The sequence below is a fragment of the Nocardiopsis gilva YIM 90087 genome (assembly GCF_002263495.1).
Taxonomy (GTDB): Bacteria; Actinomycetota; Actinomycetes; order Streptosporangiales; family Streptosporangiaceae; genus Nocardiopsis_C; species Nocardiopsis_C gilva.
Window position 1 is genome coordinate 4,053,429 of sequence record NZ_CP022753.1, and the last position, 22,145, is coordinate 4,075,573.

16 protein-coding genes, 1 other RNA gene and 1 pseudogene are annotated in these 22,145 nt (G+C 72.8%); 7 read left to right on the plus strand and 11 right to left on the minus strand.

The genetic code is table 11. The features are described from left to right. The first annotated feature begins 78 nt into the window (after window positions 1-78). Window positions 79-1,380 (plus strand): D-arabinono-1,4-lactone oxidase, encoded by a 1,302-nt coding sequence (locus CDO52_RS18330; RefSeq protein WP_026125703.1) that lies wholly within the window; start codon window positions 79-81, stop codon window positions 1,378-1,380. An 81-nt stretch (window positions 1,381-1,461) separates the two neighbouring features. On the opposite strand, the gene CDO52_RS28220 is transcribed toward CDO52_RS18330, so the two are convergent. Both CDO52_RS28220 and CDO52_RS27700 read right to left on the minus strand, forming a co-directional pair. After that, window positions 1,462-1,953 carry a hypothetical protein gene (locus tag CDO52_RS28220; RefSeq protein ID WP_198345755.1) on the minus strand — a complete coding sequence of 164 codons (492 nt, stop codon included), beginning with the start codon at window positions 1,951-1,953 and terminating at the stop codon, window positions 1,462-1,464. Then, a complete protein-coding gene (locus tag CDO52_RS27700) occupies window positions 1,950-2,516 on the minus strand; it encodes a hypothetical protein (protein ID WP_157745639.1) in 567 nt (188 codons plus the stop codon). The genes CDO52_RS28220 and CDO52_RS27700 overlap by 4 nt, the downstream gene beginning before the upstream one ends. 533 nt (window positions 2,517-3,049) lie before the next feature. Between CDO52_RS27700 and sepH the strand changes: the two genes are divergently transcribed. Continuing rightward, a complete protein-coding gene (gene sepH / locus CDO52_RS18345) occupies window positions 3,050-4,141 on the plus strand; it encodes a septation protein SepH (protein ID WP_094932563.1) in 1,092 nt (363 codons plus the stop codon). 54 nt (window positions 4,142-4,195) lie between these two features. Here sepH and CDO52_RS18350 read toward each other — a convergent pair whose 3' ends face one another. Both CDO52_RS18350 and CDO52_RS18355 read right to left on the minus strand, forming a co-directional pair. Then, window positions 4,196-6,028, minus strand: coding sequence for a PH domain-containing protein (locus CDO52_RS18350; RefSeq protein WP_017618173.1), 1,833 nt, complete (start codon window positions 6,026-6,028; stop codon window positions 4,196-4,198). After that, complete coding sequence (locus tag CDO52_RS18355) at window positions 6,025-6,486, minus strand: PH domain-containing protein (protein ID WP_017618172.1); 462 nt, start codon at window positions 6,484-6,486, stop codon at window positions 6,025-6,027. The genes CDO52_RS18350 and CDO52_RS18355 overlap by 4 nt, the downstream gene beginning before the upstream one ends. A gap of 318 nt (window positions 6,487-6,804) precedes the next feature. On the opposite strand from CDO52_RS18355, the gene CDO52_RS18360 reads away from it, so the two are divergent. Both CDO52_RS18360 and CDO52_RS18365 read left to right on the plus strand, forming a co-directional pair. After that, entirely contained in the window at window positions 6,805-7,785 is a 981-nt protein-coding gene (locus CDO52_RS18360) for a daunorubicin resistance protein DrrA family ABC transporter ATP-binding protein (protein WP_017618171.1), read from the plus strand. Window positions 7,786-7,891: 106 nt separating this feature from the next. Beyond that, entirely contained in the window at window positions 7,892-8,719 is an 828-nt protein-coding gene (locus CDO52_RS18365; protein WP_026125702.1) for an ABC transporter permease, read from the plus strand. Between the two features lie 34 nt (window positions 8,720-8,753). Here CDO52_RS18365 and CDO52_RS18370 read toward each other — a convergent pair whose 3' ends face one another. Together CDO52_RS18370 and CDO52_RS29140 are read right to left on the minus strand one after the other, a co-directional pair. Further along, window positions 8,754-11,666, minus strand: coding sequence for an ATP-binding protein (locus CDO52_RS18370; RefSeq protein WP_269769150.1), 2,913 nt, complete (start codon window positions 11,664-11,666; stop codon window positions 8,754-8,756). Between the two features lie 26 nt (window positions 11,667-11,692). Then, window positions 11,693-12,298 (minus strand): annotated as a pseudogene (locus tag CDO52_RS29140) (AfsR/SARP family transcriptional regulator); the annotation flags it as partial. 45 nt (window positions 12,299-12,343) lie between these two features. Between CDO52_RS29140 and CDO52_RS18375 the strand changes: the two are divergent. The 3 genes from CDO52_RS18375 (at window position 12,344) to CDO52_RS18385 (ending at window position 18,138) form a co-directional block, all read left to right on the plus strand. Next, the gene (locus CDO52_RS18375; RefSeq protein ID WP_017618168.1) at window positions 12,344-12,898 is read left to right on the plus strand and encodes a YbhB/YbcL family Raf kinase inhibitor-like protein; all 555 of its coding nucleotides are present in this window, start codon (window positions 12,344-12,346) and stop codon (window positions 12,896-12,898) included. Window positions 12,899-13,350: 452 nt separating this feature from the next. Then, entirely contained in the window at window positions 13,351-15,486 is a 2,136-nt protein-coding gene (locus CDO52_RS18380; protein ID WP_094932564.1) for a hypothetical protein, read from the plus strand. A 333-nt stretch (window positions 15,487-15,819) separates the two neighbouring features. Next, window positions 15,820-18,138 carry a bifunctional SulP family inorganic anion transporter/carbonic anhydrase gene (locus CDO52_RS18385; protein WP_094932565.1) on the plus strand — a complete coding sequence of 773 codons (2,319 nt, stop codon included), beginning with the start codon at window positions 15,820-15,822 and terminating at the stop codon, window positions 18,136-18,138. Between the two features lie 106 nt (window positions 18,139-18,244). Here CDO52_RS18385 and CDO52_RS27705 read toward each other — a convergent pair whose 3' ends face one another. The 5 genes from CDO52_RS27705 to CDO52_RS18405 form a co-directional block, all read right to left on the minus strand. Continuing rightward, window positions 18,245-18,391 carry a hypothetical protein gene (locus CDO52_RS27705; RefSeq protein ID WP_017618165.1) on the minus strand — a complete coding sequence of 49 codons (147 nt, stop codon included), beginning with the start codon at window positions 18,389-18,391 and terminating at the stop codon, window positions 18,245-18,247. 229 nt (window positions 18,392-18,620) lie between these two features. Further along, an RNA gene (gene rnpB, locus CDO52_RS18390) (RNase P RNA component class A) lies at window positions 18,621-19,000 on the minus strand. A 91-nt stretch (window positions 19,001-19,091) separates the two neighbouring features. Then, window positions 19,092-20,285, minus strand: coding sequence for a bifunctional RNase H/acid phosphatase (locus CDO52_RS18395; RefSeq protein WP_026125700.1), 1,194 nt, complete (start codon window positions 20,283-20,285; stop codon window positions 19,092-19,094). A 40-nt stretch (window positions 20,286-20,325) separates the two neighbouring features. Further along, a complete protein-coding gene (locus CDO52_RS18400) occupies window positions 20,326-21,069 on the minus strand; it encodes a zinc ribbon domain-containing protein (RefSeq protein ID WP_094932566.1) in 744 nt (247 codons plus the stop codon). A gap of 96 nt (window positions 21,070-21,165) precedes the next feature. Next, window positions 21,166-21,984 carry a Nif3-like dinuclear metal center hexameric protein gene (locus CDO52_RS18405; RefSeq protein ID WP_017618162.1) on the minus strand — a complete coding sequence of 273 codons (819 nt, stop codon included), beginning with the start codon at window positions 21,982-21,984 and terminating at the stop codon, window positions 21,166-21,168. Window positions 21,985-22,145 lie beyond the last annotated feature (161 nt).

A 22,145-nucleotide genomic window follows, 5' to 3' on the forward strand; every position in this document is an offset into this window, starting at 1 on the left:
CGGTGGCGCGTAACGATCGTCACCGAATGGTCGGCCCACCTTCACCCGCGCGCGGAAGTGTCGGTAGCGTGCCAAGGCATGACGAACGTGTTGTGGACCACATGGCCTGGGACACATCGGGCTCGGCCGCGCCGGATGGAATCCCCCAACGACTCCAGCGACGTCGTCTCGGCTGTCCGCGCGGCGGCTGAGGAGGGCAACCGGGTGCGGATGGTGGGCACCGGCCACTCCTTCACCGACGTCGCGATCACCGACGGCACCCTGCTCTCCCCCACGTCGCTGACCCGGGTGCGCGATGTGGACCCCGCGGCCGGAACCGCCACGGTCGAGGCCGGGCTGCCGATATGCGATGCCAACGAGGCGCTGCACACGCACGGCCTGGCCCTGGCCAACATGGGCGACGTCGCCGTGCAGACGATGGCCGGTGCGATCCAGACCGGGACCCACGGCACCGGCCGCGACGTCGGCGGCCTGGCCTCGCAGGTCGTGGGCATGGAACTGGTGCCCGCCGACGGCAGCGTGGTGACCTGCTCGGCCGAGGAGAACACCGACCTCTTCCACGCCGCGCGGGTCGGCCTGGGGGCGTTCGGGATCGTCACCGCGCTGACCCTGGCGGTGCGCCCGTCCTTCCTGCTGCGCGCCCAGGAGATCCCGATGCCGCTGGAGGAGGTGCTGGAGAGCTGCGCGCGGCTGCGCGCGGACAACGAGCACTTCGAGTTCTTCTGGTTCCCGCACACCGGGCGCACCTACACCAAGCGCAACAACCGGGTGGAGGGACCCGCCCACCCGGTCGGTCCGTTCCGCGCCTGGCTCGACGACGAGTTCCTCGCGAGCACCGTCTTCGGCCTGGCCAACCGGACCGGGCGGCGCTCCCCCGCGGCGATCCCCGCGATCAACCAGATCTCGGCGCGCGCCCTGTCGCCGCGCACCTACACCGACACCTCCTACAAGGTGTTCGCCAGCACCCGGCGGGTGAAGTTCGTCGAGATGGAGTACGCCATCCCCGTCGAGAACCTCACCGACGTGCTCCGCGAGATCCGCTCGATCATCGACCGCCGCAACCACCGGATCAGCTTCCCGATCGAGGTGCGCTTCGCCCCGGCCGACGACGTCTGGCTGTCCACGGCCTATGGCCGGGCCACCGCCTACGTGGCCGCGCACGTCTACCAGGGCGCGCCCTACGAGCGGTACTTCGCCGACCTGGAGGCCGTCTTCACCTCGGTGGGCGGACGGCCGCACTGGGGGAAGATGCACACCCGCGACCGCGCCTACCTGGAGTCCGTCTACCCGCGTCTCGGCGACGCCATGGCCGTCCGCGACCGGGTCGACCCGAAGCGCCGGTTCGCCAACACCTACCTCGACGGCGTCCTGGGGCGCTGACCGCGCCCCCTGGCCAGTCCGCAGGAGCGGCGGCACCACCCGTGACCGGGCGGTGCCGCCTGCGTCGGGACGCGCCCGGCGTCATCCCCCGGCGCCCGCGGAGGGGGCCGTGTTCGGGGCCCGCTGGTCCGAGCCGCCGCCCGTTCCACCAGTACCGCCGTCCTGTTGCCCGGTGTTCCCGCTGCCACCGGAGGTGCCGTCGGAGCCTCCGTCGTCGCTTCCCGTGTCACCACCGGTGTCACCGCCCGTGTCGCCACCGGTGTCGCCACCCGTTCCGCCGGAGTCGCCGTCGGTGGAGTCGTCGGTGTCACCGCCGGTGCCCTGGTCGGTCCCGCTGTCCGTGCCGCCGTTCGGGTCGGCCGTGGCGCCGGTGTCCGGGGTGGGGGTCGGCTCGTTCTGCTGGGTGGTCCCGCCGTCCTGGCGCCCGGTGTCGGGGGTCGTGCCCGGGTCGGGGGTGTCGGTGGCAGGGGTCTGGCTCTGCCCGCCCAGGATGGAGGGGCCCGACTGGACGTCGTTGCCCTGGAGGTTGTCGCTCAGGGTGCGCCCGGTCATCAGCTCGATCGCCAGGATCACCCCATGACGAGGACGAACACGACGGCGGCGGGAGGACGACGGCACGCCACCGCTGCCACCAGGTCCGCTCGTCCACGACGTCCTCGGCGTCCTCCGCGGCGTCCCGATCTGGCCTCTCCCCCGGGAGGCGGCGTCCTCGACAACGGGCATCGCCCGGGTCGCCTCGGTGTCGGCCATGCCGGGCATCGGAATCGCGGCGGTCGCGTCCCCGCACCCGCCGCGAGCATCGCCTGCGTGGCGTCCGCACCGTAAGACACCGGCGCATCCCCCGCCACAGCGGTGCCGCCGTCGGCCGCCCGCGCGCTGGTCACGCGCTGCCTGCCAGCGGGGGCCACCTGGGTGCGCTCGGCTAGTTTCTTGGCCTTGTCTCCGCTCTGCTTGACGAAGTGCTGGATCACCGCGCCGCCGACCGTGCTCATGACACTCATGGCCGCGGCACCCCCGATGGTGCCCCAGACCCCCAGGTACGAGGCCGCCGACGCGGCGCCGAGCGTGGCGATGCCACCCCCGACGACCTGGGACATGTTCAGGTCGATCCGCTTCTTTTCCTCGACCTCGCTCAATCCTCCCCCTTCCGGCGCCCCCTGACGCCCGTCGGGATTCTCGTCGAACCGTGGGTGGTTTCGGCCCGGCCGCAACACGATGTCGCGAAGCCGACCTTCTCCATCCCACGCATAAGCGGACAACATACGCGAAGATCGCTAATGTTCTGATAAACGTCAGAGATTGGATCAATCACCCTGTGATCTCGATCGGCGTGTCGAGTTGCGCCGCCCCACTCGGATGGTGGCGCCCGTCACGCCCGGGGTCCGCGCCGGACTCGGCCGCGGTCGGCGGATCGGCGCCTGATGCGCCCGGTGGGGCACAGGCCCGACCGAAACCCTGGTCCCGCCCCTCGGCCGCCGGTCCACTCCCGTGTCAAGATGGCACGATAGGAGCACCACGACGCTCGCGGCGGCGGCACACACGCCCGGAGGGTCGCCCACAGTTCGGACATGCCGGGCGCGGTACTGGCCGAACAACCGGTTGTTGATGAGACTGAGAACATGGGGGATGGCCGAGGACCTACCCTCGACGGGACGCGAAAGGGAGGGCGATGCAGGAGCTTCGCCTCGTTGCCGTGAGTGAGGACGGCACCTACCTGGTACTGGCGAGCGCCGGCCGTGGAACCCGTTTCATGCTGCCCGTCGACGACCGTCTCCGCGCCGCCGTTCGCGGCCAGTTCTCCCGACTCGGCCAGTACGAGATCGAAGTGGAGAATCCGTTGCGCCCCAAGGAAATCCAGGCCCGGATACGCTCCGGTGAGACAGCGGAGGCGATCGCCGATCACGCGGGGATCCCCATCGAACGCGTGCGCTGGTTCGAAGGGCCCGTCCTCCAGGAACGCGAGTACATGGCGCAGCAGGCCCAGCGGGCCTCCGTGCGCCGCCCGGGAGAATCCGCTCCCGGTCCGGCCCTCGGCGACCTCGTGACCGAGCGCGTCGGCCCCCACCAGCTGGAGACCGGCGACGCCGTCTGGGACTCCTGGAAGCGCGAGGACAACACCTGGCAGATCAAGCTGGCCTTCCTCCTGGCCGGTGAGGAGCGCGTGGCGCACTGGGTCTATGAGCCGCGCCGCCGCTGCGTGACCCCGGCCGACGAGGAGGCGCTGCGCTTCCTCGACCCCGAAGCCGACGAACCGCTCGACCTGGGTCCGGCGAGCGCGAACGTGACCCCGTTCGTGCCGCGCCGCCAGGAGGCGGCGCCGGAACCCGTGTCGGAGCCCGACGACGGTCCGCTCCCCTCCGCGCTGCCGGAGCGCCCCACGGCGTCCGGACGGGTCCCGATCACCGCCGACCACGTCCGTCCCGCCCCCGCCGCCGAGGAGAGCGCGGCGGTCCATGTCGACCACGAGGACCCGCGCGAGGCACCAGAGCCCCCGGCCCGTCCGGAGCGCCCCGAGATCAGCCGCCCGACGCGGGCCCGGCCGACCATCGACCCCCTCGAAGCACCGGCCGTCCAGCGCCCCGCCGCCGCGGAGCGCCCGGAGCGGCCGGAACCGCGCCGCCGGAAGGAGCCGCCGCTGCCCGCCGCAGCGGCCGGTGCGGCGACCGCCGGGTCCCAGCCCCCTAGACGCAAGAGCCGTGGCCGTCGCGCCTCTGTCCCGTCCTGGGACGAGATAATGTTCGGCTCCAAGAAGACGGACTGATCCCACCCGCCTGATCTTCGGCGCCCGGGGCAACGCCTCGGGCGCCGCCCACGTTTACGCCCTTCCTGTGGACGAACCGTCTGGCGCCGCGCCGTCCCGCGGGGACTCCGTGCCGCCGGCGGACTCGGACGCCGCGCCCGCGGCACCGGTTCTCGCCCCTTCCCGCAGGAACGGCCGCACCATCTCGGGTGTCACGCCCGCCGCGAAGAGCACCGATTCGTCGAACCCCGCGTCGAGGGCGGTGTAGGCGCCGTCCCCCGCCCCCACCGCGAGGTCGAGATGGGCCAGACCCGAGCGCCGCTGGAACAGGGTCTGGCGCCAGGTCCAGCCGATGATGGCGGCGCGCTCGACGGCGGCCTGCTCGCGGCTGATCGATCCCGACCGCACGCTGACCAGCTCACCGTCGTAGCCGTGCCCCAGGGACCGGTAGCGGTCGACGGCTAGCGGGATGCCCGCCAGCGCCAGTACCGCGAACAGGCCCGCGACCCACCACATGTCGAGTGCCGCGGCGATCGCCGTGACGAGGGCGAACGGCGCCACCGCGCGGAACATACGCCGGCCCAGCGCCTCGCGGGGGTGCCCGATCAGCGTGCCGCGGAACGGGCGCAGGGCACGCTCGACGACCTCCAGTACCCGCCGGCGATCACCGATGGGCAGCAGCACCGCGCGCGTCGTGGTCTCACCCAGGCCGGTCACGATCGCGCGCAGCTTCACCGCGTCGCGCAGGCGCTGCAGCGGGTTGTCCAGCAGCTCGTACCCGCGGATCCGGCGGTGCTCCAGGGTCACGCTCTGCCGGGTGAACAGCCCCCGCTCGGTGACCAGTGAGGAGTCGCGGCGGAGCAGGGTGAAGCGCCAGTAGGTGACGGCGTAGGAGATGACGGCGGCCACCGGCATCATCAGGACCAGCAGCACCGCGACCGCCGCGGACAGCGCGACCACCATGGTCCAGCCGAGGTCGCGCAGCCACATGTAGGTGAGGTGCGCCGCGTCGCCGCCGTCCGTTCCCGGCGCGACTTCGATGGTCTGCCCGGCGAAGCCGAACAGCGCGGCGATCGCCACGAACGGCGTCAGCAGGTAGCCCAGGCTCAGGACCGCGTAAAAGTACCACCTGGGCGGCATCACGAAGAAGACGGCCGACGGCGTTCCGGGGGGCGCGGCGGGCGCGCCCGCTGGGGTGCCGGTGGCGGTCGCCCCGCCGGGGATGCCGTGCGGAGCCGCCTCGCCCTCCGCCGCGTCGCCGCGGAGCACGGCGCGCCGGTGGAGCAGAACGGTGCGCAGGCGTTCGGCCTCGGCGATCGTCACGGCGTCGAGCTTGCCCTCCTCGCTCTCCCCGCCTCCGGAGGCCGCCTCGATCTTGACCACAGCGAGGCCGAGCATCCGGTGCAGGAGCTGGGAGGTGACGTCCACGCCGCGGATGCGCTCCAGCGGGATACTGCGCCGGGACCGGCTGATCAGGCCCTTGCGGATCTTCAGCCGGTCCGCGCCCACCTGGTAGCGGAACGTCTTGTAGGTGACGACACCGGCGGCCAGCGTCGCGAGGATCGCCACCAGAGTGCTGCCCAGGACCCAGGGGTTGAAGGTACCGGCCACGAGCGCGACGATCAGCGGGACGCCGAGGTTTTTCAGGTAGCCCACGGGGGCGGTGAGCAGGGTCAGCGGACTGAGCCGCCGCTCGGGCTCGGGGCCGTTCTCCTCCTCGGGTGCGGGCTGGGGCGCGTCCTCCGGTACGGCGGCGTCGGCGCCCTGGTCATCGGCGCGCGCGGGTGCGGACCCGGCCGCCTGCTCCTGTGCGGGCCCTCCGGCGGCCGACGTCGCCGCGGTCGGCGGCGCGGTGCGCCGCTCCTCGGCGCCCTCCTGCTCGTGCGAGGGCCGCTCCGCACCGCTCACGTCGCATCATCCCGAAGCTCGCTCGCGCGCACCGCCAGGTCCTCGGAGATGCGCCTTGCCTCGTCGGCGTCGAGGCCCTCGATGGTCGAGGATCCGGCGTGCGAGGCGGTCTGCACTTCCAGCGTGGCGACCCGGAACATCCGTTCCATCCAGCCCTGCGTGTGGTCGACGGTCTGGATCCGGCTCACCGGTACCAGCTGCCAAGCGCGGCTGATCCACCCGGTCCGGGTGTACATCATGTCGGCGGTGATCTCCCAGCGGTGGACCCGGTAGCGCCAGCGCGGAGCGATGGCGGTCTTGGCCACGGCGTAGAGCGCGTAGAGGCCCGGAACCCACCAGACGTACTCGGTGACCCACGCGGGGATCCAGTTCCAGTCGGCCGCGGTGATCCCCCAGGCCGCCGCGCCCAGCACGGCAACGGCCACCACCGCGCCGACGGCGATAGACAGGGTCCACATCGGAACGGCGCGAGGCGAGACACGGTGCGCCGGAGGACGCAATGGAGAGATTGTCACAAGGCCGAGTCTACGGCTCCCGGAGCCCGATTCCCGGTTCGCAAAACGGCGGTAAAACCCCGGTATCGCGGGGAACGTGGATCAACCATCCGGTGTTACCGCAGAGCGGTCGGTGCCAGGCCGGCGAAGCCGTGCCCGATCATGTCGGATGCCGCCGGAAAACCTCGTGACAGCCGGGTGTCAGGTCACTTAGAACCGGTATCAGTGGTTTGTCAGTGGCGCTGGAGAGACTGGGCCCCATACACGCCAATTGGAGGACGAATGACTGACGCCATCCGGACGGAAGGGCTGGTCAAGGAGTTCAAAGGGCAGATCGCCCTGGGCGGGGTCGACCTCGTGGCACGCACGGGAGCCGTGCTGGGTGTCCTCGGTCCCAACGGCTCCGGCAAGACGACCACCGTGCGCATCCTGTCGACGCTGCTGCGCCCCGACGGCGGGCGGGCCACCGTCGGCGGGTTCGACGTGGTCTCCCAGCCGCACAAGGTCCGCAGTCTGATCGGCCTGACCGGCCAGTACGCGGCGGTGGACCAGGACCTCACCGGCACCCAGAACCTGGTGCTGATCGCCCGGCTGCTCGGCTACTCCCGCCCGCAGGCGCGCGCCCGCGCCGCCGAGCTGCTGGAGCGCTTCGCGCTGTCGGACGCCGGCGACCGCGCCGCCAAGACCTACTCCGGCGGTATGCGGCGCCGCCTCGACCTGGCGGCGAGCCTGGTGGGACGGCCCAGTCTGCTCTTTCTCGACGAACCCACCACCGGTCTGGACCCGCACAGCCGCAACGAGCTGTGGGACGTGGTGCGCGGCCTCACCGACGACGGTGTCACCGTGCTGCTGACCACCCAGTACCTGGAGGAGGCCGACCAGCTGGCCGACGACATCGCCGTGCTGGACCACGGCCGGGTCATCAGCCGGGGCACCCCCGACGAGCTCAAGGCGCAGGCCGGCACGCAGGTACTGCAGGTGCAGCCGACCGACCACGGGCTGCTGCCGCGGGCCGCACGGATCGTGGAGGCGGTGACGGGCTCGGAGGTCCGTTCCTCCGACACCGTCGTCAGCGCCTCGGTGACCGACCCCGCCGTGCTGCCCGAGGTGGTGCGCCGCCTGGATGACGACAAGATCGCGGTGGCCGAGCTGACCCTGCGCAAGCCGAGCCTGGACGAGGTCTTCCTGGCGCTGACCGGCCACCCCGCCGACGACATCCCCGACAGCTCGGCGACCCCGGCGCCCGAGCGGACCGGAGCCTGATGCCGGCCGCCGTCACCCCGATCCCCGCACTCGACCCGACCACCCGAAAGGAGGGAGGGGCGCGCAGCCCGCGGCCACCGGCCGCGGCCCACGCCCCGGTATCCCGATGAGCGCCGTGACTACCCAGGAGCGGTCGGCCCCGCAGCCCGGACCGCGCGTGGCGGAGCGGATCACCCCCGTCTCCGCACTCCAGCACGGCGCGCTGCTGACCTGGCGCAGCCTGCTCAAGATCAAGCGCAACCCCGAAGAGGTCCTCGGCCTGACGTTCATGCCGATCATGTTCGTCGCGCTGTTCGTCTTCGTCTTCGGCCAGGCGATGATGGGCGACTGGCAGGCCTACCGGGACTTCATCATCCCCGGTATCACCGCGCAGTCGGTCATCTTCGCGACCATCGGCACCGGTGTCTCGCTCAACACCGACATCGAGAAGGGCATCTTCGACCGGTTCCGGTCGCTGCCCGTGGCCCGGTCGGCCCCACTGACCGGGGCGATCCTCGGCGACCTGGTCCGCTACGCGATCACCGTGCTGATCGTGCTGCTGGTCGGTGTGGCCATCGGGTACCGGCCCGACGGCGGGTTCCTCGGCGTCCTGGGCGCGTTCGCCGTGGTCATGGTGTTCGCCTTCGCCCTGTGCTGGCTCTCCGCGTTCGTCGGGCTGCTAATGCGCACGCCCATGGCGGTCAACATCTTCGGCACGCTGTGGATGTTCCCGCTGACGTTCGCCAGTTCGACCTTTGTCGACCCGGAGCTGATGCCGGGCTGGATGGCCGCGTTCGCCAAGATCAATCCGGTCACCCACGTCACCGACGCGATGCGCGCCTTCATGGAGGGCGGGGATGTGGCCGGACCCCTGATGTGGACCGCCGTGTGGGCCGTCCTGCTCATCGCGGTGTTCTTCCCGCTGGCGACCCGCGCCTACCGGCGGCGCTCCTAGCGCGGGACCTCGGGACGGGGGCGGCGCCGTCCGCTCAGCTGGATCCCGCCGCCTCCAGCCACGCCCCGACGACCTCGGTGACCTTCTCCGGTTCCGCGGCGGCACCGGCGTCATACGACTGGGCGTACCCCGCGTCGCCCAGGCGTTGGCGTATCCGCTGCCGGGTCCTCTCGACCACGGGGTCGGCCACGTTCGGCAGGCCGCGGCTCGCCTCCGCGTAGCCGAGGAAGGTCGCGCCGCGCTCCGGGTCCTGGTCGGCCGTCAGGTCGGCCAGACCCTCCAGCACGTAGCCGACCTGGGAGGAGATGCACGACGGCTGGAGCGCCCACCAGGCCTCGCGCGCGTGGCGCCAGGCCGCTTCGGTGTCGCCCAGGTCGGCGCAGCACTGCGCGATCATGGCGCGCCACATCGGCTCCACGTGGGCGCGGAAAATGGCCGCGAAGTCCGCGATCTCGTCGGCGAGGTCGAGCAGCAGGTCCCGGCACCGGGCCGGGTTCCCCGCCGAGCGTTCCACGTCGGCCTCGCTGAGCTGGAGCATGGCCCGGCTCTCCCGCGAGATACCCACGCGCTCCCGGACGTCCGCCAGCACGCGGCGGGCCTCGTCGACCCGTCCCATCCGCGCCCAGCTGGCGGCCTGCCGGGCCTTGAGGGCCCGGACCATGGCGGTGAGCTCCACCTCCTCGGCGAGGGTGACGGCCTCGTCGAGCAACGCCACCTCCGCGTCGAGGTCGCCGAGGCGGACGAGCTCGGAGAGCATGACGATGCTCTGCGACATCCCCCACCGGTCGCCGATCCGGCGGAACTCCTCCAGCGCGGTGCTCAGCCGTTCCTTGGCCATGCGCGCCCGTCCCAGCGACATCGCGACGATGCCGACGAACGCGCGCGTGGTGGCGCGCAGCCACGGCTCCTGACGTTCGGCTCCCTCGTCCAGCCGCCGGATCGTCCCTTCGAGGTCGTGCCCGAACATGGCCAGCACGATGGGGACGAACACCAGGGACCGGTGGTCTTCGGCCCTCTCCCCCGCCGCTTCCAGGACCTCCATGGTCCGCAGCAGCAGGTCCTCGTCGGCGTTCTTATTGTCGACCGAGACCATGAAGAGGCACTCGGCGTAGGCGACCGCCCGGCCCTCAGGCGGCGTGTCCCCAGTCAGCCGCAGGATCTCCGCCGACCAGCGGCCCGGCTCGGCCCAGTCGTCGGCCATCTGCCAGTACCACTGGGCGACGTGGCTGAGGTCGAGGGCGAGGTCGAGGTCGCGCCGGTCGATGGCCCAGCGCAGCGCGGCGGAGAAGTTGTCGTGCTCGGCGCGGACCCGGGACAGCCAGGTCAGCTGCTCAGCGCTGCGCAGGTGCGGGTCGGCCTCGGCCCACACGTGCAGCATGTGGTCGGCGTGCGCGCGGCGGACGGCGTCCTCCTCCCCGCTCTCGGCGAGCCGCTGCGCCCCGTAGGCGCGCACGGTCTCCAGCTGCCGGTAACGGGGCTCGGCGCCGTCGTCGGAGGATCCGTCGGAGACCACGAGGGACTTGTCGACGAGCGCGAACAGCACCGACCAGACGTCCCGGCCGCCGATCGTGTCGCCGGGTCCGTCGGCGCAGACGCGCGCGACGGCCTCCAGGGTCGCCCCGCCGGAGAACACCGACAGGCGGCGCATAAGCGTGCGCTCCGGCTCGTCGAGCAGCTCCCAGCTCCAGTCGACGACGGCCTGCAGGGTCTGATGACGGGGCAGTGCGAACCGGCTGCCGCTGGTGAGCAGCCGGAAGCGGTCGGACAGCCGCGCGGCCAGCTGGGCGACGGGCATGACACGCACGCGGGCCGCTGCCAGCTCCAGCGCCAGTGGCATGCCGTCGAGTTCGCGGCAGATGCGCACGACGTGCTCGACGTTGCCCGCGTCGAGGGCGAACCCGGGAGAGACCGCGGCGGCGCGTTCGACGAAGAGGCGCACCGACGCGTAGGTCCCGGCGCGCGCGGCGGGGGTGTGCTCCGGCGGCAGGGCGAGTGAGGGCACCGGCATCAGCCGCTCTCCGGCCAGTGCCAGGGGTTCCCGGCTGGTGGTCAGGATGCGCAAGCCCGGGCAGGCGGCCAGGAGCCGCTCGATGAGCCCGGCCGCGTCGACGATGACGTGCTCGCAGTTGTCCAGGATGACCAGCAGCTTCTGCTCGGCCAGGACCTCGATGATCCGCTCCACGGGGTCGTCGGCGCCGGCGGAGGCGGGCGCGGCGCTCAGTGTCCGCGACCACAGTTCGCGCAGGCCGAGGGCGTTGAGGACGGCGTAGGTGAGGTTGGCGCCCTCGCTGACCGGGGCGAACTCGACGAACCACACGCCGTCGGGGGCCAGGTCGGCGTGCTCCTCGGCGAAGCGGGCTGCGGACTCGATGGACAGCCGGGTCTTGCCCGCGCCGCCGGGGCCGATGAGCGTGACCAGGCGTTCGCTGCACAGCTGTCCGACGGTGTCGCGGACCTCCTCGTCCCGGGCGATGAAGCTGGTGAGGATGTGCGGCAGCCGGGTGATGGCCGGGCGCGGCGCGGGGGCCTCGGTGGCGGCGGGCGCGGCCGGGGGTGGCGCGGCGTGGTCGGCGCCGGCCGACCGCTGGGGCGCCTGCGGTTCCAGTTCGCCGCGCAGCAGCCGCAGGTGCAGCTCCCGCATGTGTTCGGAGGGGTCGATGCCCAGTTCGTCGGCGAGCCCGCGGCGGAGCCGCTCGTAGGCGGCCAGCGCGTCGGCTTGGCGGCCGCTCCCGGCGAGCGCGCGGATGAGGAGCTCCACCGGCTGCTCGCGCAGGGGTTCGCGGGCGACCAGCGCCTCGATCTCGGGCAGGGTCTCGGCGTAGGCGCCCAGGTCGAGGGCGACGGCCAGGCGCTCGGCGACCGCGGCGCGGCGCAGCCCGTCCGCCCGGACGATGACGTCCTCGGCCCGTCGGGGCCGCTGAGGTCGGCCAGGGCGGGGCCGCGCCACAGGTCGAGCGCCTCGCCGAGCAGCCGCCGCGCGGTGCCGGGGTCGCCCTCCTCCCGGGCGCGGCGGCCGCGCTCCACGAGCGCGTCGAACTCATACAGGTCGACGCAGTCGGCGGGGACGTCCAATCGGTATCCGGTGGCGTCGCCGTGCAGCGGCGCGTCGTCGCCCAGGACCCGGCGCAGCCGGGAGACCAGCGCCTGCAGGGCGTTGCCCGCGCTGGCGGGTGCCTCGCCGCCCCAGATGCCGTCGATGAGGCGATCCGTGCCGACGGTGCGGCCGGGGCTGAGCAGGAGCAGCACCAGCAGGCGACGCAGCCGTGCCCCGCCGATGGTGATGGGTTCGCCCGCGTCGTCGCGGACCGTCGCTGGGCCCAGAATCGAGAACCGCACGGTCCCATGATCCCTGATAATCGAGGGCGGCTGACGTCCGCCGAATGTCCGCCCGACGCGAACAGGCGCGGATGCGCCGGTCAGGGACATCTGGCGGGTACATATGTACAGTCCGCGAATGAGCGGCCCGCGTTCGCACGGACCGCAGTATGGTTCGCAGGGGAACTCGCCGCGCAGGACGCCCACCGCCCAGCGGGTGAGTCCCACCGGAACCACCGACCATCCCCGTTGCCGATCACCCATCGCTGGAGCCCCATGTTCACGGTCGCACCTCACCGATCACCCCGCATGTTCCCGGCTCGCGCGCGCGCCGCACGGCTGTCCGCCGCGGTGGGCGGGGCGGCCGCTCTGCTGACGGCGGCGACCGGATGCGGTGGGCTCATCCCCGGGACCAACGGCGAGGTCAGCGCCGACATCAACGTGACCAGCACGATGGTCAAGGAGGGCGAGCCGCTGCCCGAGACCTACACCTGCGAGGGCGAGGGGGTGTCGCCGCCCCTGCAGTGGTCGGGCCTGCCGGAGGACGCCGAGTCCCTGGCGGTGGTGGTCGACGACCCGAGCAGCACGACCGTGCACTGGGTGCTCTACGGGCTGGATCCGCAGCTCGCGGAGATCCGGCAGAACAGCGTTCCGCAACCGGGGCGCACGGGCCGCAACAGCGAGGGCGCGGCGGAGTACGCGCCCCCCTGCCCCCGCGAGTCCCACGGCCACGCCGTCCGCTTCACCGTGTACGCGCTCAACGGTGAGATCGACCTGGGCGACGACGCGCCGCTCCAGGACTCGCTGGAGGCCATCGCGCAACGCACGATCGCGCGGGGTACGCTTACGGCTACTGGCGAGTAGTGGAATGCGCAACCATCGCATCACCCCCCGGAATCGGTGGATTGTCCGCATTTCGCTACTGACTTCTCCCGAATCACGGGAGTCGTCCCCGGTCGCCCACTGCACTGACAGCGCAACTATGCATAAAGTGGGGCCGTGCCCCCCGTCGATTCTGTAATGACCGATTCCATGCAGCATGCCGCAGCGCGCCGCCCCGCCCCCTCCCCGGCGGGCACCGATCACGGGTCGCCCCTCCTCAGCGGCCCGGCATACCGCTGCGGCCGCCACGGGATCCGCACCCTCGCACTGGCGGATCCACGTGACCGACGCCGCGGGCGGCGCGCATCGGATCCGCAGATACCCCACCGTCAGTGGCCCGACTCGCGCGGCTCCACCCGCTCCGGCCACGTCACCCCCGCCGGTGGCACCTCTGTCCTCGTAACGGCCACGGGCCCAAGGGTGGTGCTTTCACCATGACCGTCGCGATCGTTTCGATCATCGCGATCATCGTCGTTCTCATCGTGCTCGTGCTGATCCTCCTCGGCATGCGGGCGCTCAGCGTCGGCAGCGCCCGTGACGAGTACGACGACGGCTATGACGACGGCTACGCCTACGACGACGACCCGGAGGACGACCGCGACGGCGCGGACGCACCCGCGCCGCGCGCCCGCGGTCGACGCCCCCGCGTCGAGAAGGACGCCGCCCCCCGGGCGTCACGCCGCCCCCGGCAGCGCCGGAGCCGCGACGACGACTGGGCGGATGACTCCGACGACCTGTCCGACAACGACTTCTGGTCCAGCCTGGCCGACGAGGCCCCGGCCGAGGAACCGCCCGAGCGCCCGGCACGACCGGACCGCAGCGGGCGGCGCGACACCCGCAACGAGTCCACCCAGGCGATGGCAGCCGTCGCGGACGATGACGACGATGAGGACGACGAGGCCACGCCGACCCCGCGGGCCCGCGGCCGCCGGTCCCGCTCCGACCGCGACGCCGCCCCCGCACCGGCACCGTCCGCCCCGTCGTCCAAGGACACCGGCGACTTCGCCAACCCCGACATCGCTGTCCTGGCGAGCCTCGGCCAGGGCACCACACCGGCGGCCCCCTCGGACCCCGCCGAGCTTCCGGCGGCCCCTGCCACCGGACGGGCTGCGTCGGCGGCTGCGGCTGCGTCGGCGCCCGCGGTGGACGACGACCCGCTGAGCGGTCCCCTGCCGCGCACCCGCGACACCGGCCCCACGCCGACCGCTCCCTCGACCCCCTCCTCCGCACCGCTGACGCCGGGTCACCCCTGGTCCCCCTCGGCCGCACCCGCCAGAGGCGAGTCCGACCGGAGCGCCGCGTGGGATTCCGGCTCGTTCTCCCGCGACCCCCGCGGCGCGCCCACCGCGTCCAGCGGCCCGGCCTCCGGCGGGCCGACACCGTCCTCCTACGACACGGGGTCCTATACGCGGGGGGCGTCCTACACGCCCGGCTCGTCGTACGACACCGGCTCCCACGTCCGCGGATCGGGCTACAACGGCTCCTCCTTGGACGCCGGAACCCCCACTCCGCAGAGCGCAGCGTGGGGCAGCGGGTCATCGTCGTTCGACACCGGATCCCACACGCGCGGCTCGTCCTATGAGACCGGCTCGCACAGCCGCTCCGCGTACGGCACGGGCGCGCAGCCGCCCTCGTCGTTCGACACCGGCCCGCACGCGCGGGGGTCGTCCTTCACACCGGGCTCGGCCTACGACCCCACCGCGCACAGCCCCAGCTCGTATGAGACCGGCTCCCACAGCCGCTCCGCCTACAGCGGTTCCTCCTACGACGCCGGGCCCCCCGCAGGCGGCGCGCCGAGCGGCGACCCGCTGACCGACCCGTTCTCGCCGCCGGCGCGGCCGGGTACCGAACCCCCCTCCCCCATCTGGTCGAGCATGGACACCGGCACGCACGCGCGCCCGGGCCCGACGCCAGCGCAGCCGCCCGCCCCGCCCTCCTTCCCTCCGGCCCAGGGCGGAACACCGGCGCCCCTGCCGGGCGAGACGCCGCCGTCCTACACCACGGGGGGCTTCAACCGGTCCGCCTACGACACCGGCCCCTACACACGCCCCGGCGGAGACGTTCCCGCGCCGCCACCGGCGCAGAACCCCTCCGGTCCCGGGGCCTACCCGCCGCCTGCGGGCTACGGCTACGACAACGGGACCCCGCCCACGCCGTGGGACCCGACCGGCTGGGGCGGTGCCACCGGTGAGCAGCCGTCGCTGGCGCCGCAGACAGGGTTCGAGCCACCGGTGCCCCACGACACCGGGTCCTACAGCCGCGGGTCCTACACCACCGGCTCCTTCCCCCACGCCGGGGCGCCCGAGGGCATGCCCGGCGCGCCGGGCGGCCCGGGCTACCCTGAGCCGCAGCAGCCCTACCCGGGCTACTCCGACGTTCTCGGCGACTACAGCCGGGGCACGCCCGATCAGACCGGTGCCTACCCGGGCCTCAACTACGAGTCCCCCACCGGCGAGTGGCCGTCCTACCGCGACGTGTACCCCGGCCGCCGCGATCCCGCCGACGGCGCGGCGCCCCCCTATGACCAGGGCGGCTACGGATACGGGTACGGCGACGACCGGTTCCGCTGAGTCCACAGCGTTCGACACGCGAAGGGCGGGGTGCCGCAGGCACCCCGCCCTTCGCCGTTCCACCCCGGGCGCGACGTCGCCTCAGCGCGCCGCGCCCGCGCGCGGCGGACCCGGTGTTTCCCATAGGAAAACTGGTGATCAATCTCCCACGCCTCAGAGCGCACAACGGCCCCTGAGCAACTACCTTTAGTTCTCGACAGCATTCGTTGAGTAACCGAATCGTCGGATCCCTGGAGAAGCGGGGCATATCCGCCTGTCCGGATCCGGTGTCGGGGCTCCTCCGACCAGCGGCTGTCCCAGAGCGCCATTTCGTTCACCCACTCGGGGGTAAGCATGCGTCACGACGCCCAGGGACCAGATCTCGACCCGAAGGAGACGGCGGCCCGACCGCTCTCCGGCATCCGCTCCGTCCCGTTACCGAAGGCCACGCTGTCCGATGCCACCGCCTCCCTGGTGGTGTTCCTCGTCGCCGTCCCCCTGTCGCTCGGCATCGCCGTCGCCTCGGGGGCGCCCCTCATCGCCGGCATCATCGCCGCGGTGGTGGGCGGCATCGTCGCCGGCGCCGTCGGCGGCTCGGCGGTCCAGGTGAGCGGCCCCGCCGCCGGACTCACGATCATCGTCGCCGACCTCGTTCTCACCTACGGCTGGCGCGTCACCTGCTTCATCACCCTGCTGGCCGGAGTGGTCCAGCTGGCGCTGGGCGCTTTCCGCATCGCCCGGGCGGCCCTGGCGATCTCCCCCGCCGTCATCCACGGGATGCTGGCCGGGGTGGGGCTGACCATCGCCCTCGCCCAGCTGCACGTGATCCTGGGCGGCGCGCCGCAGAGCTCGGCCCTGGACAACATCGCCGAGCTGCCCGGCCAGATCGCGGACAACCACACCGCCGCCGTCGCCGTCGGCCTCATCACGATCGCCATCATGTTCCTGTGGGGGCGGCTGCCCGGCATCGGCCGCCTGCGCCTCAGCCGCGTCCCCGCCGCGCTGGTGGCGGTGGTGGCCGCGACGGCCGCCGCGACCGCGGGCGGCTGGAACCTGGAGCGCGTCCAACTGCCCGATTCGCTGGCCGACGCCTGGTCCGGTCCCGCGCTGCCCGCACCCGACCAGATCCACGGGGTCGTGGTCGCCGTGGCGGCGGTCGCGATGGTGGCGAGCGTGGAGTCCCTCCTGTGCGCGATCGCGGTGGACGGGATGCACGACGGCCGCCGCGCGCGCCTCGACCGCGAGCTGATCGGCCAGGGCGCCGCCAACACCGTCAGCGGTGCCCTCGGCGGACTTCCAGTGGCCGGGGTCATCGTGCGCAGCACCGCCAACGTCCGCGCCGGTGCGCGCACCCCGCTGTCGGCGATCCTGCACGGCGTGTGGATCCTCGTCTTCGTGGCGCTGTTCGCCGAGTTCGTGGAGCTGATCCCGATGGCCGCGCTGGCCGGGCTGCTGGTCTTCATCGGGATCCAGATGGTCAACCTCACCCACGTGCGCGACCTGCGTCGGCACCACGAGTCGAGCATCTACCTGGTGACCCTGGCCAGCGTCGTGCTCCTGGGCCTGCTGGAGGGCGTGCTCATCGGCTTCGGCCTGGCCATGGCGGTCTCCCTGCACCGCCTGACCCGGGTGACGGTTCTGACCGAGGAGCGCGATGACCGCCATCACGTGGTCGTGCGGGGCTCCCTGACGTTCCTGGGCGTGCCCCGGGTGACCCAGGTGCTGCGCAACGTCCCGCCCGGCGCCCAGGTCGACCTCGACCTGCACGTGGACTTCATGGACCACGCCGCGTTCGAGTCGATCCACGCCTGGCGGCTCGACCACGAGCGCACCGGCGGCACCGTCGACATCGACGAGGTGCACGAGAACTGGTACGAGCGGCGGTCCATGCACGCGCCCCCGTCCGGCAAGACGTCACCCGACGGCCTGGCGCGCTGGTGGGCGCCGTGGGGCCTGCGCGGCTACGACCACGCCGACTCCGCCTCCGGGCTGCTGATGACCGGCGCGCGCGAGTACCACGCGAGCACGGCCGGACGGATGCGCTCGCTGATGAGCCGCCTGGCGCTCGCCCAGCATCCGCGCGCCCTGTTCATCGCCTGCGCCGACTCGCGGGTCGTGCCCAACCTCATCACCGCCAGTGGGCCCGGGGACCTGTTCACGCTGCGGAACATCGGCAACCTGGTGCCGCCGAAGGGCAGCGGGGACGACTCGGTGGGGGCCGCGATCGAGTATGCGGTCACGGTCCTGGAGGTGCCGTCCATCGTGGTCTGCGGGCACTCGCACTGCGGGGCGATGCAGGCGCTGCTGGACGGCGCCCACGAGGCTCCCGGGGACGCGCGGCTGACCCAGCTCCAGCAGTGGCTGGGCACGGGGGCGGCCGAACTCGCCCGGAGCGATGGCGAGGCCCCGGAGACACCGTCTCCCGCGGCGGTGCGGGTGCTCTCCCAGACCAACGTGGTCCGGCAGCTGGAGAACCTGCTGACCTACCCCGCGGTTCGCCACCAGCTAGAGGAGGGGCGGCTGGAGCTCACCGGGTTGTACTACGACCTGGAGACGGCGCAGGTGCATGTGTTGGACGACCAGCTCGGCGAATTCGTCCCTGTTCCGCCGGACCGGATCCCCGGTCCGCGCACGGCACCGCGCGACAGAGCGGAGGAGCACTCCCCCGCCTGATCAGGCGGCCAGAGCGGCCCCGCTCCGCGCTCCCAAGGCCGGGCGGCCCGGGTACCCGGGCCGCCCGGCCGCATGCCGTCGCCATGGGGATGTGGAGAACCGGTGGTCACCCCTCGGTCGGTTCACTCGGCTCGTCGTCGCGGCCGTCATCCCGTACTTCGGTGGTGTGGTAGTAGGCGAACGAGACGATCGCGATGATCGCGACGATGGGGAGACCGAACATGATCACCCAGATCACGGGAGAGTCCAGCATGTACCGACACCTGATTCGCGAGCGAGCCGACCGAAACGCGGTTCCAACCCCGCACGCCGGCTCGATGGGGGCAGACGTTCCCCAATCTAGCGGTGATCCCGAAGCTCCCACGCACCGCTTCCCGACTCCGCCGGGACACCGGCGCGCCGGTGTCGGCCTGGAGTCCCGCCGCACCGGCTCCAAGAGCGAGCGGACCACGCTCCCGCGCGACGCACCGGAGAACCGCGAAGGAGAGAGCCGACCGATAAGCCGGATTCTGTCGGTCCCGGTGGGACCGGACGGCCATCCATCTGGGACTGCCGTTGCCGACAGCCTCGGTGCGGTCAACCCGCGGACTCGGGCGGGCCGCCCTCGGACATCCGCGCGGGGGATGACCTCCCCCTTCTCGACCTTGCTCCGGGTGGGGTTTACCTAGCCGACCGGATCACTCCGGCCGCTGGTGGTCTCTTACACCACCGTTTCACCCTTACCACCGCACGCGGTGGCGGACTGTTCTCTGTGGCACTGTCCCGCGGGTCACCCCGGGTCGGCGTTACCGACCACCCTGCCCTGTGGAGTCCGGACTTTCCTCGACACCGCGAGCGGTGCCGCGACCGTCTGGTCGACTCTCCCCTGTTCTGCCTATTCTACGGCGCTTTCGGGGGTCCTGCGGCCGTCCGGGGCCCGGCCCGGGGGCGTGGGCCGGGCCGACCCGACCTCCTCAGGCCAGGTGCGCGGTGTCGTTGAACGAGCGCACCACCGCCGGGCCGTCGCTGTAGCAGTCGATCTCCGACAGGCACGCCACGTCCAGATGCATCCGGAAGAGCGCCTCGGGCGGGGCCAGCAGCGCCTGCTGCAGGCACACCTTGATCGGCGTCACATGGCTGACGACCAGCACCGTCCGGCCCGCGTAGTCGGCCAGGGCCTTGTCGCGCGCCGCGCCGACGCGCTCGGCCACCGACGCGAAGCTCTCCCCGCCGGGCGGGGCAACGGAGGGGTCGGCCAGCCACCGGGCGATCTCGTCCGGCCAGCGTTCGCGGACCTCGGCGAAGGTCATCCCGTCCCACGCGCCGAAATCCGTCTCGGCGAACCCCGGCCAGGCTTCCACGGGCAGCGACAGCTCCCGCGCGACATGCTCAGCGGTGTCGTGGGTGCGGCGCAGCGGCGAGGACAGGATGACGTCGATGTCGCCGCGCTCGGCGAGCCGCCGGGCCGCCGCCCGCGCCTGCGCGTGGCCGGTCTCGGTCAGCTCGACGTCGCTGACGCCCGCGAAGCGCCGCTCCACCGACATCGGTGTCTGGCCGTGCCGCAGCAGGATCAGCCGGGTGGGCGTGGTGTCGGGGGCGGACCAGCCGGTGCGACCGGATGCGGCAGCGCTCGGACCGGAGGCGTGTCCCGGGCCCGACGCGCCGCCCGGGCCCGTGCCTCCTACCGTGTCCCCGACGGCGTCCCGGCTCGTCTCGGCGCCGTGTTCTCCCCCCGGACGCGCCGGCCCGCGATGCACCGGCACCCCGTCCATCGCCTCGTTGGCCAGCCGGTCGGCGTGCGCGTTCTCCGCGCGCGGCACCCAGGTATAGGCCACGCCGGCCAGGCCCGCCGCGATCTCGCGGGCCTGCTCGGCCAGCGGGCGGATATCAGGGTGCTTGATCTTCCAGCGCCCCGACATCTGCTCCACGACGAGCTTGGAGTCGACCCGCGCCTCGACGCGTGCCCCGGGGTCGATCTCCGCCGCCGCGCGCAGACCGGCGATCAGGCCCCGGTACTCGGCGACGTTGTTGGTCGCCACACCGATCGGCTCGGCGATCTCGGCCAGCACCTCCCCGCTGTGGGGGTCGCGGACCAGCGCGCCGAACCCCGCGGGCCCCGGGTTGCCCCGGGAACCCCCATCGGCCTCCACCACCAGGCGTCGTGTCACCGGCGACCCCCTCTCGCCGCGCTGTGTCGGCTGTCGGCCCTCACAGGCCGGACTCGGTCGTACGGATGAGGATGCGGCGGCAGTCCTCGCAGCGCAGCACCTCGTCGGCGGGGGCCTGGCGGATCTCGCCGAGTTCGGCGGTGCTCAGCGCCAGCTTGCAGCCCTCGCAGCGGCCGTAGCGCAGCATCGCGGCACCCACACCGTCGTGCTGGTCGCGCAGCTTGGTGTAGAGGGCGAGCAGGTCCTCGGGGATCTCCGCGGCGACCCGCTGGCGGCGGTCGTTGGCCGAGGCGCGGTCCGCCTCCAGGTCCACGACCGCCGAGGAGCGCCGCTCCTCCAGCGTCTCCAGTTCGGCCTCGACCGCCTCGATCTCCTTCTGCAGCCGCGCGTGCTCCGCGTCGGTCGCCTCGCGCCGCTCCATGACCTCCAGCACGACCTCCTCGAGCTCGGTCTGGCGGCGCTGCAGCGAGTCGATCTCGGACTGCAGCCGCTCCAGCTCCTTGGGCGAGGAGACCTGCCCGGCGTTGAGCCGCTGGGTGTCCCGCTCGGCGCGGGCGCGCACCTGCTCGACGTCGGACTCGGCCTTGCGCTGCTCGCGGTCGAGGTCGGTCAGCTTGGTCGCGGCGACGGCCTTCTGGTCGCGGAGCTCGCGTACCCGGCCCTCCAGCCGCTGGATCTCGGCGGCCTCCGGCAGGGTGCGGAGGCGATGCGTCAACTGACGCAGGAGGCTGTCGACCTCCTGCAGGTCCAGCAGTCGCTGCTGTTCGGCGGGTTCTGCTTTCACGGGTGCTCTCAGACTCCTTTGTGCGGCGGTGGTCCCGACCGGCCGCGCCGGGCGGGGTGGGGCGCTTCGACGGGCTGACCGGGGCGGGGGACGGGCTCAGAAGGTCTGGGACCAGGCGTCGGTGACGGTCGTCGATACGCGGGTCTCCACGTTAGCCCGTTCGCCGCCCAGCGCGCTGCGCAGCCGGGCGGCGCCATCGGCCAGCCACGGCCATTCGCTGGCGAAGTGCGCGGTGTCGATGAGGGCGGTGTCGTCGTGCTCGGCGAACTCCGAGGCGGGGTGGTGGCGCAGGTCGGAGGTGAGGTAGACGTCGACCCCGGCGGCGCGGGCCGCGCCGAGGAGGGAGTCACCGGCCCCGCCGGACACCGCCACCGTGCGTACCTGGCGGTCGAGGTCGCCGGAGACGCGGATGCCAACGGCGGTCCCCGGAAGCCCGGCGGCGGCCTGCGCGGCGAACTCGCGCAGGGCCATCGGCCGGGGAAGGGTCCCGATGCGCCCGATGCCGCGGCGCCCCTCGGCATCGGTGGGGTCGGGGTCGAGCGGGCGCAGGTCGCCGTCCAGTCCGACCGCGGCGGCCAGGGCATCGGAGACGCCCGGGGCGGCGGTGTCGGCGTTGGTGTGGGCCGTGTACAGGGCGATGCCCGACGAGATCAGCCGGTGGACGAGGCGCCCCTTGGGCGTGGTCGCGGCGACGCTGGTCACCCCGCGCAGCAGCAGGGGGTGGTGCGTGATGATCAGGTCGGCGCCCCACGCGGCGGCCTCGTCGACGACGGCGGCGACGGGATCGACCGCGAACAGGATCCGTCGCACCTGCTGCGCGGGGTCGCCGCACACCAGGCCGACGGCGTCCCAGTCGGCGGCCCAGGCCGGGGGATAGATCTCCTCGAAGGCGCGGGTGACATCGTGCAGGGTCACGGGTGCAGGCGTTGTGGTCACGGACCGCAGATTAGCGGTTCGCGCGGGCACGTACCGAGCCGTAGCGAGCCGCGGTGAGCCGGACCGTCGCTCCCGAGCCGCACCGCGCCGTCCGGTGGCCGCGGTCGGGTTCCACCGCGCGGTGTCCCGTAGCGTTGATC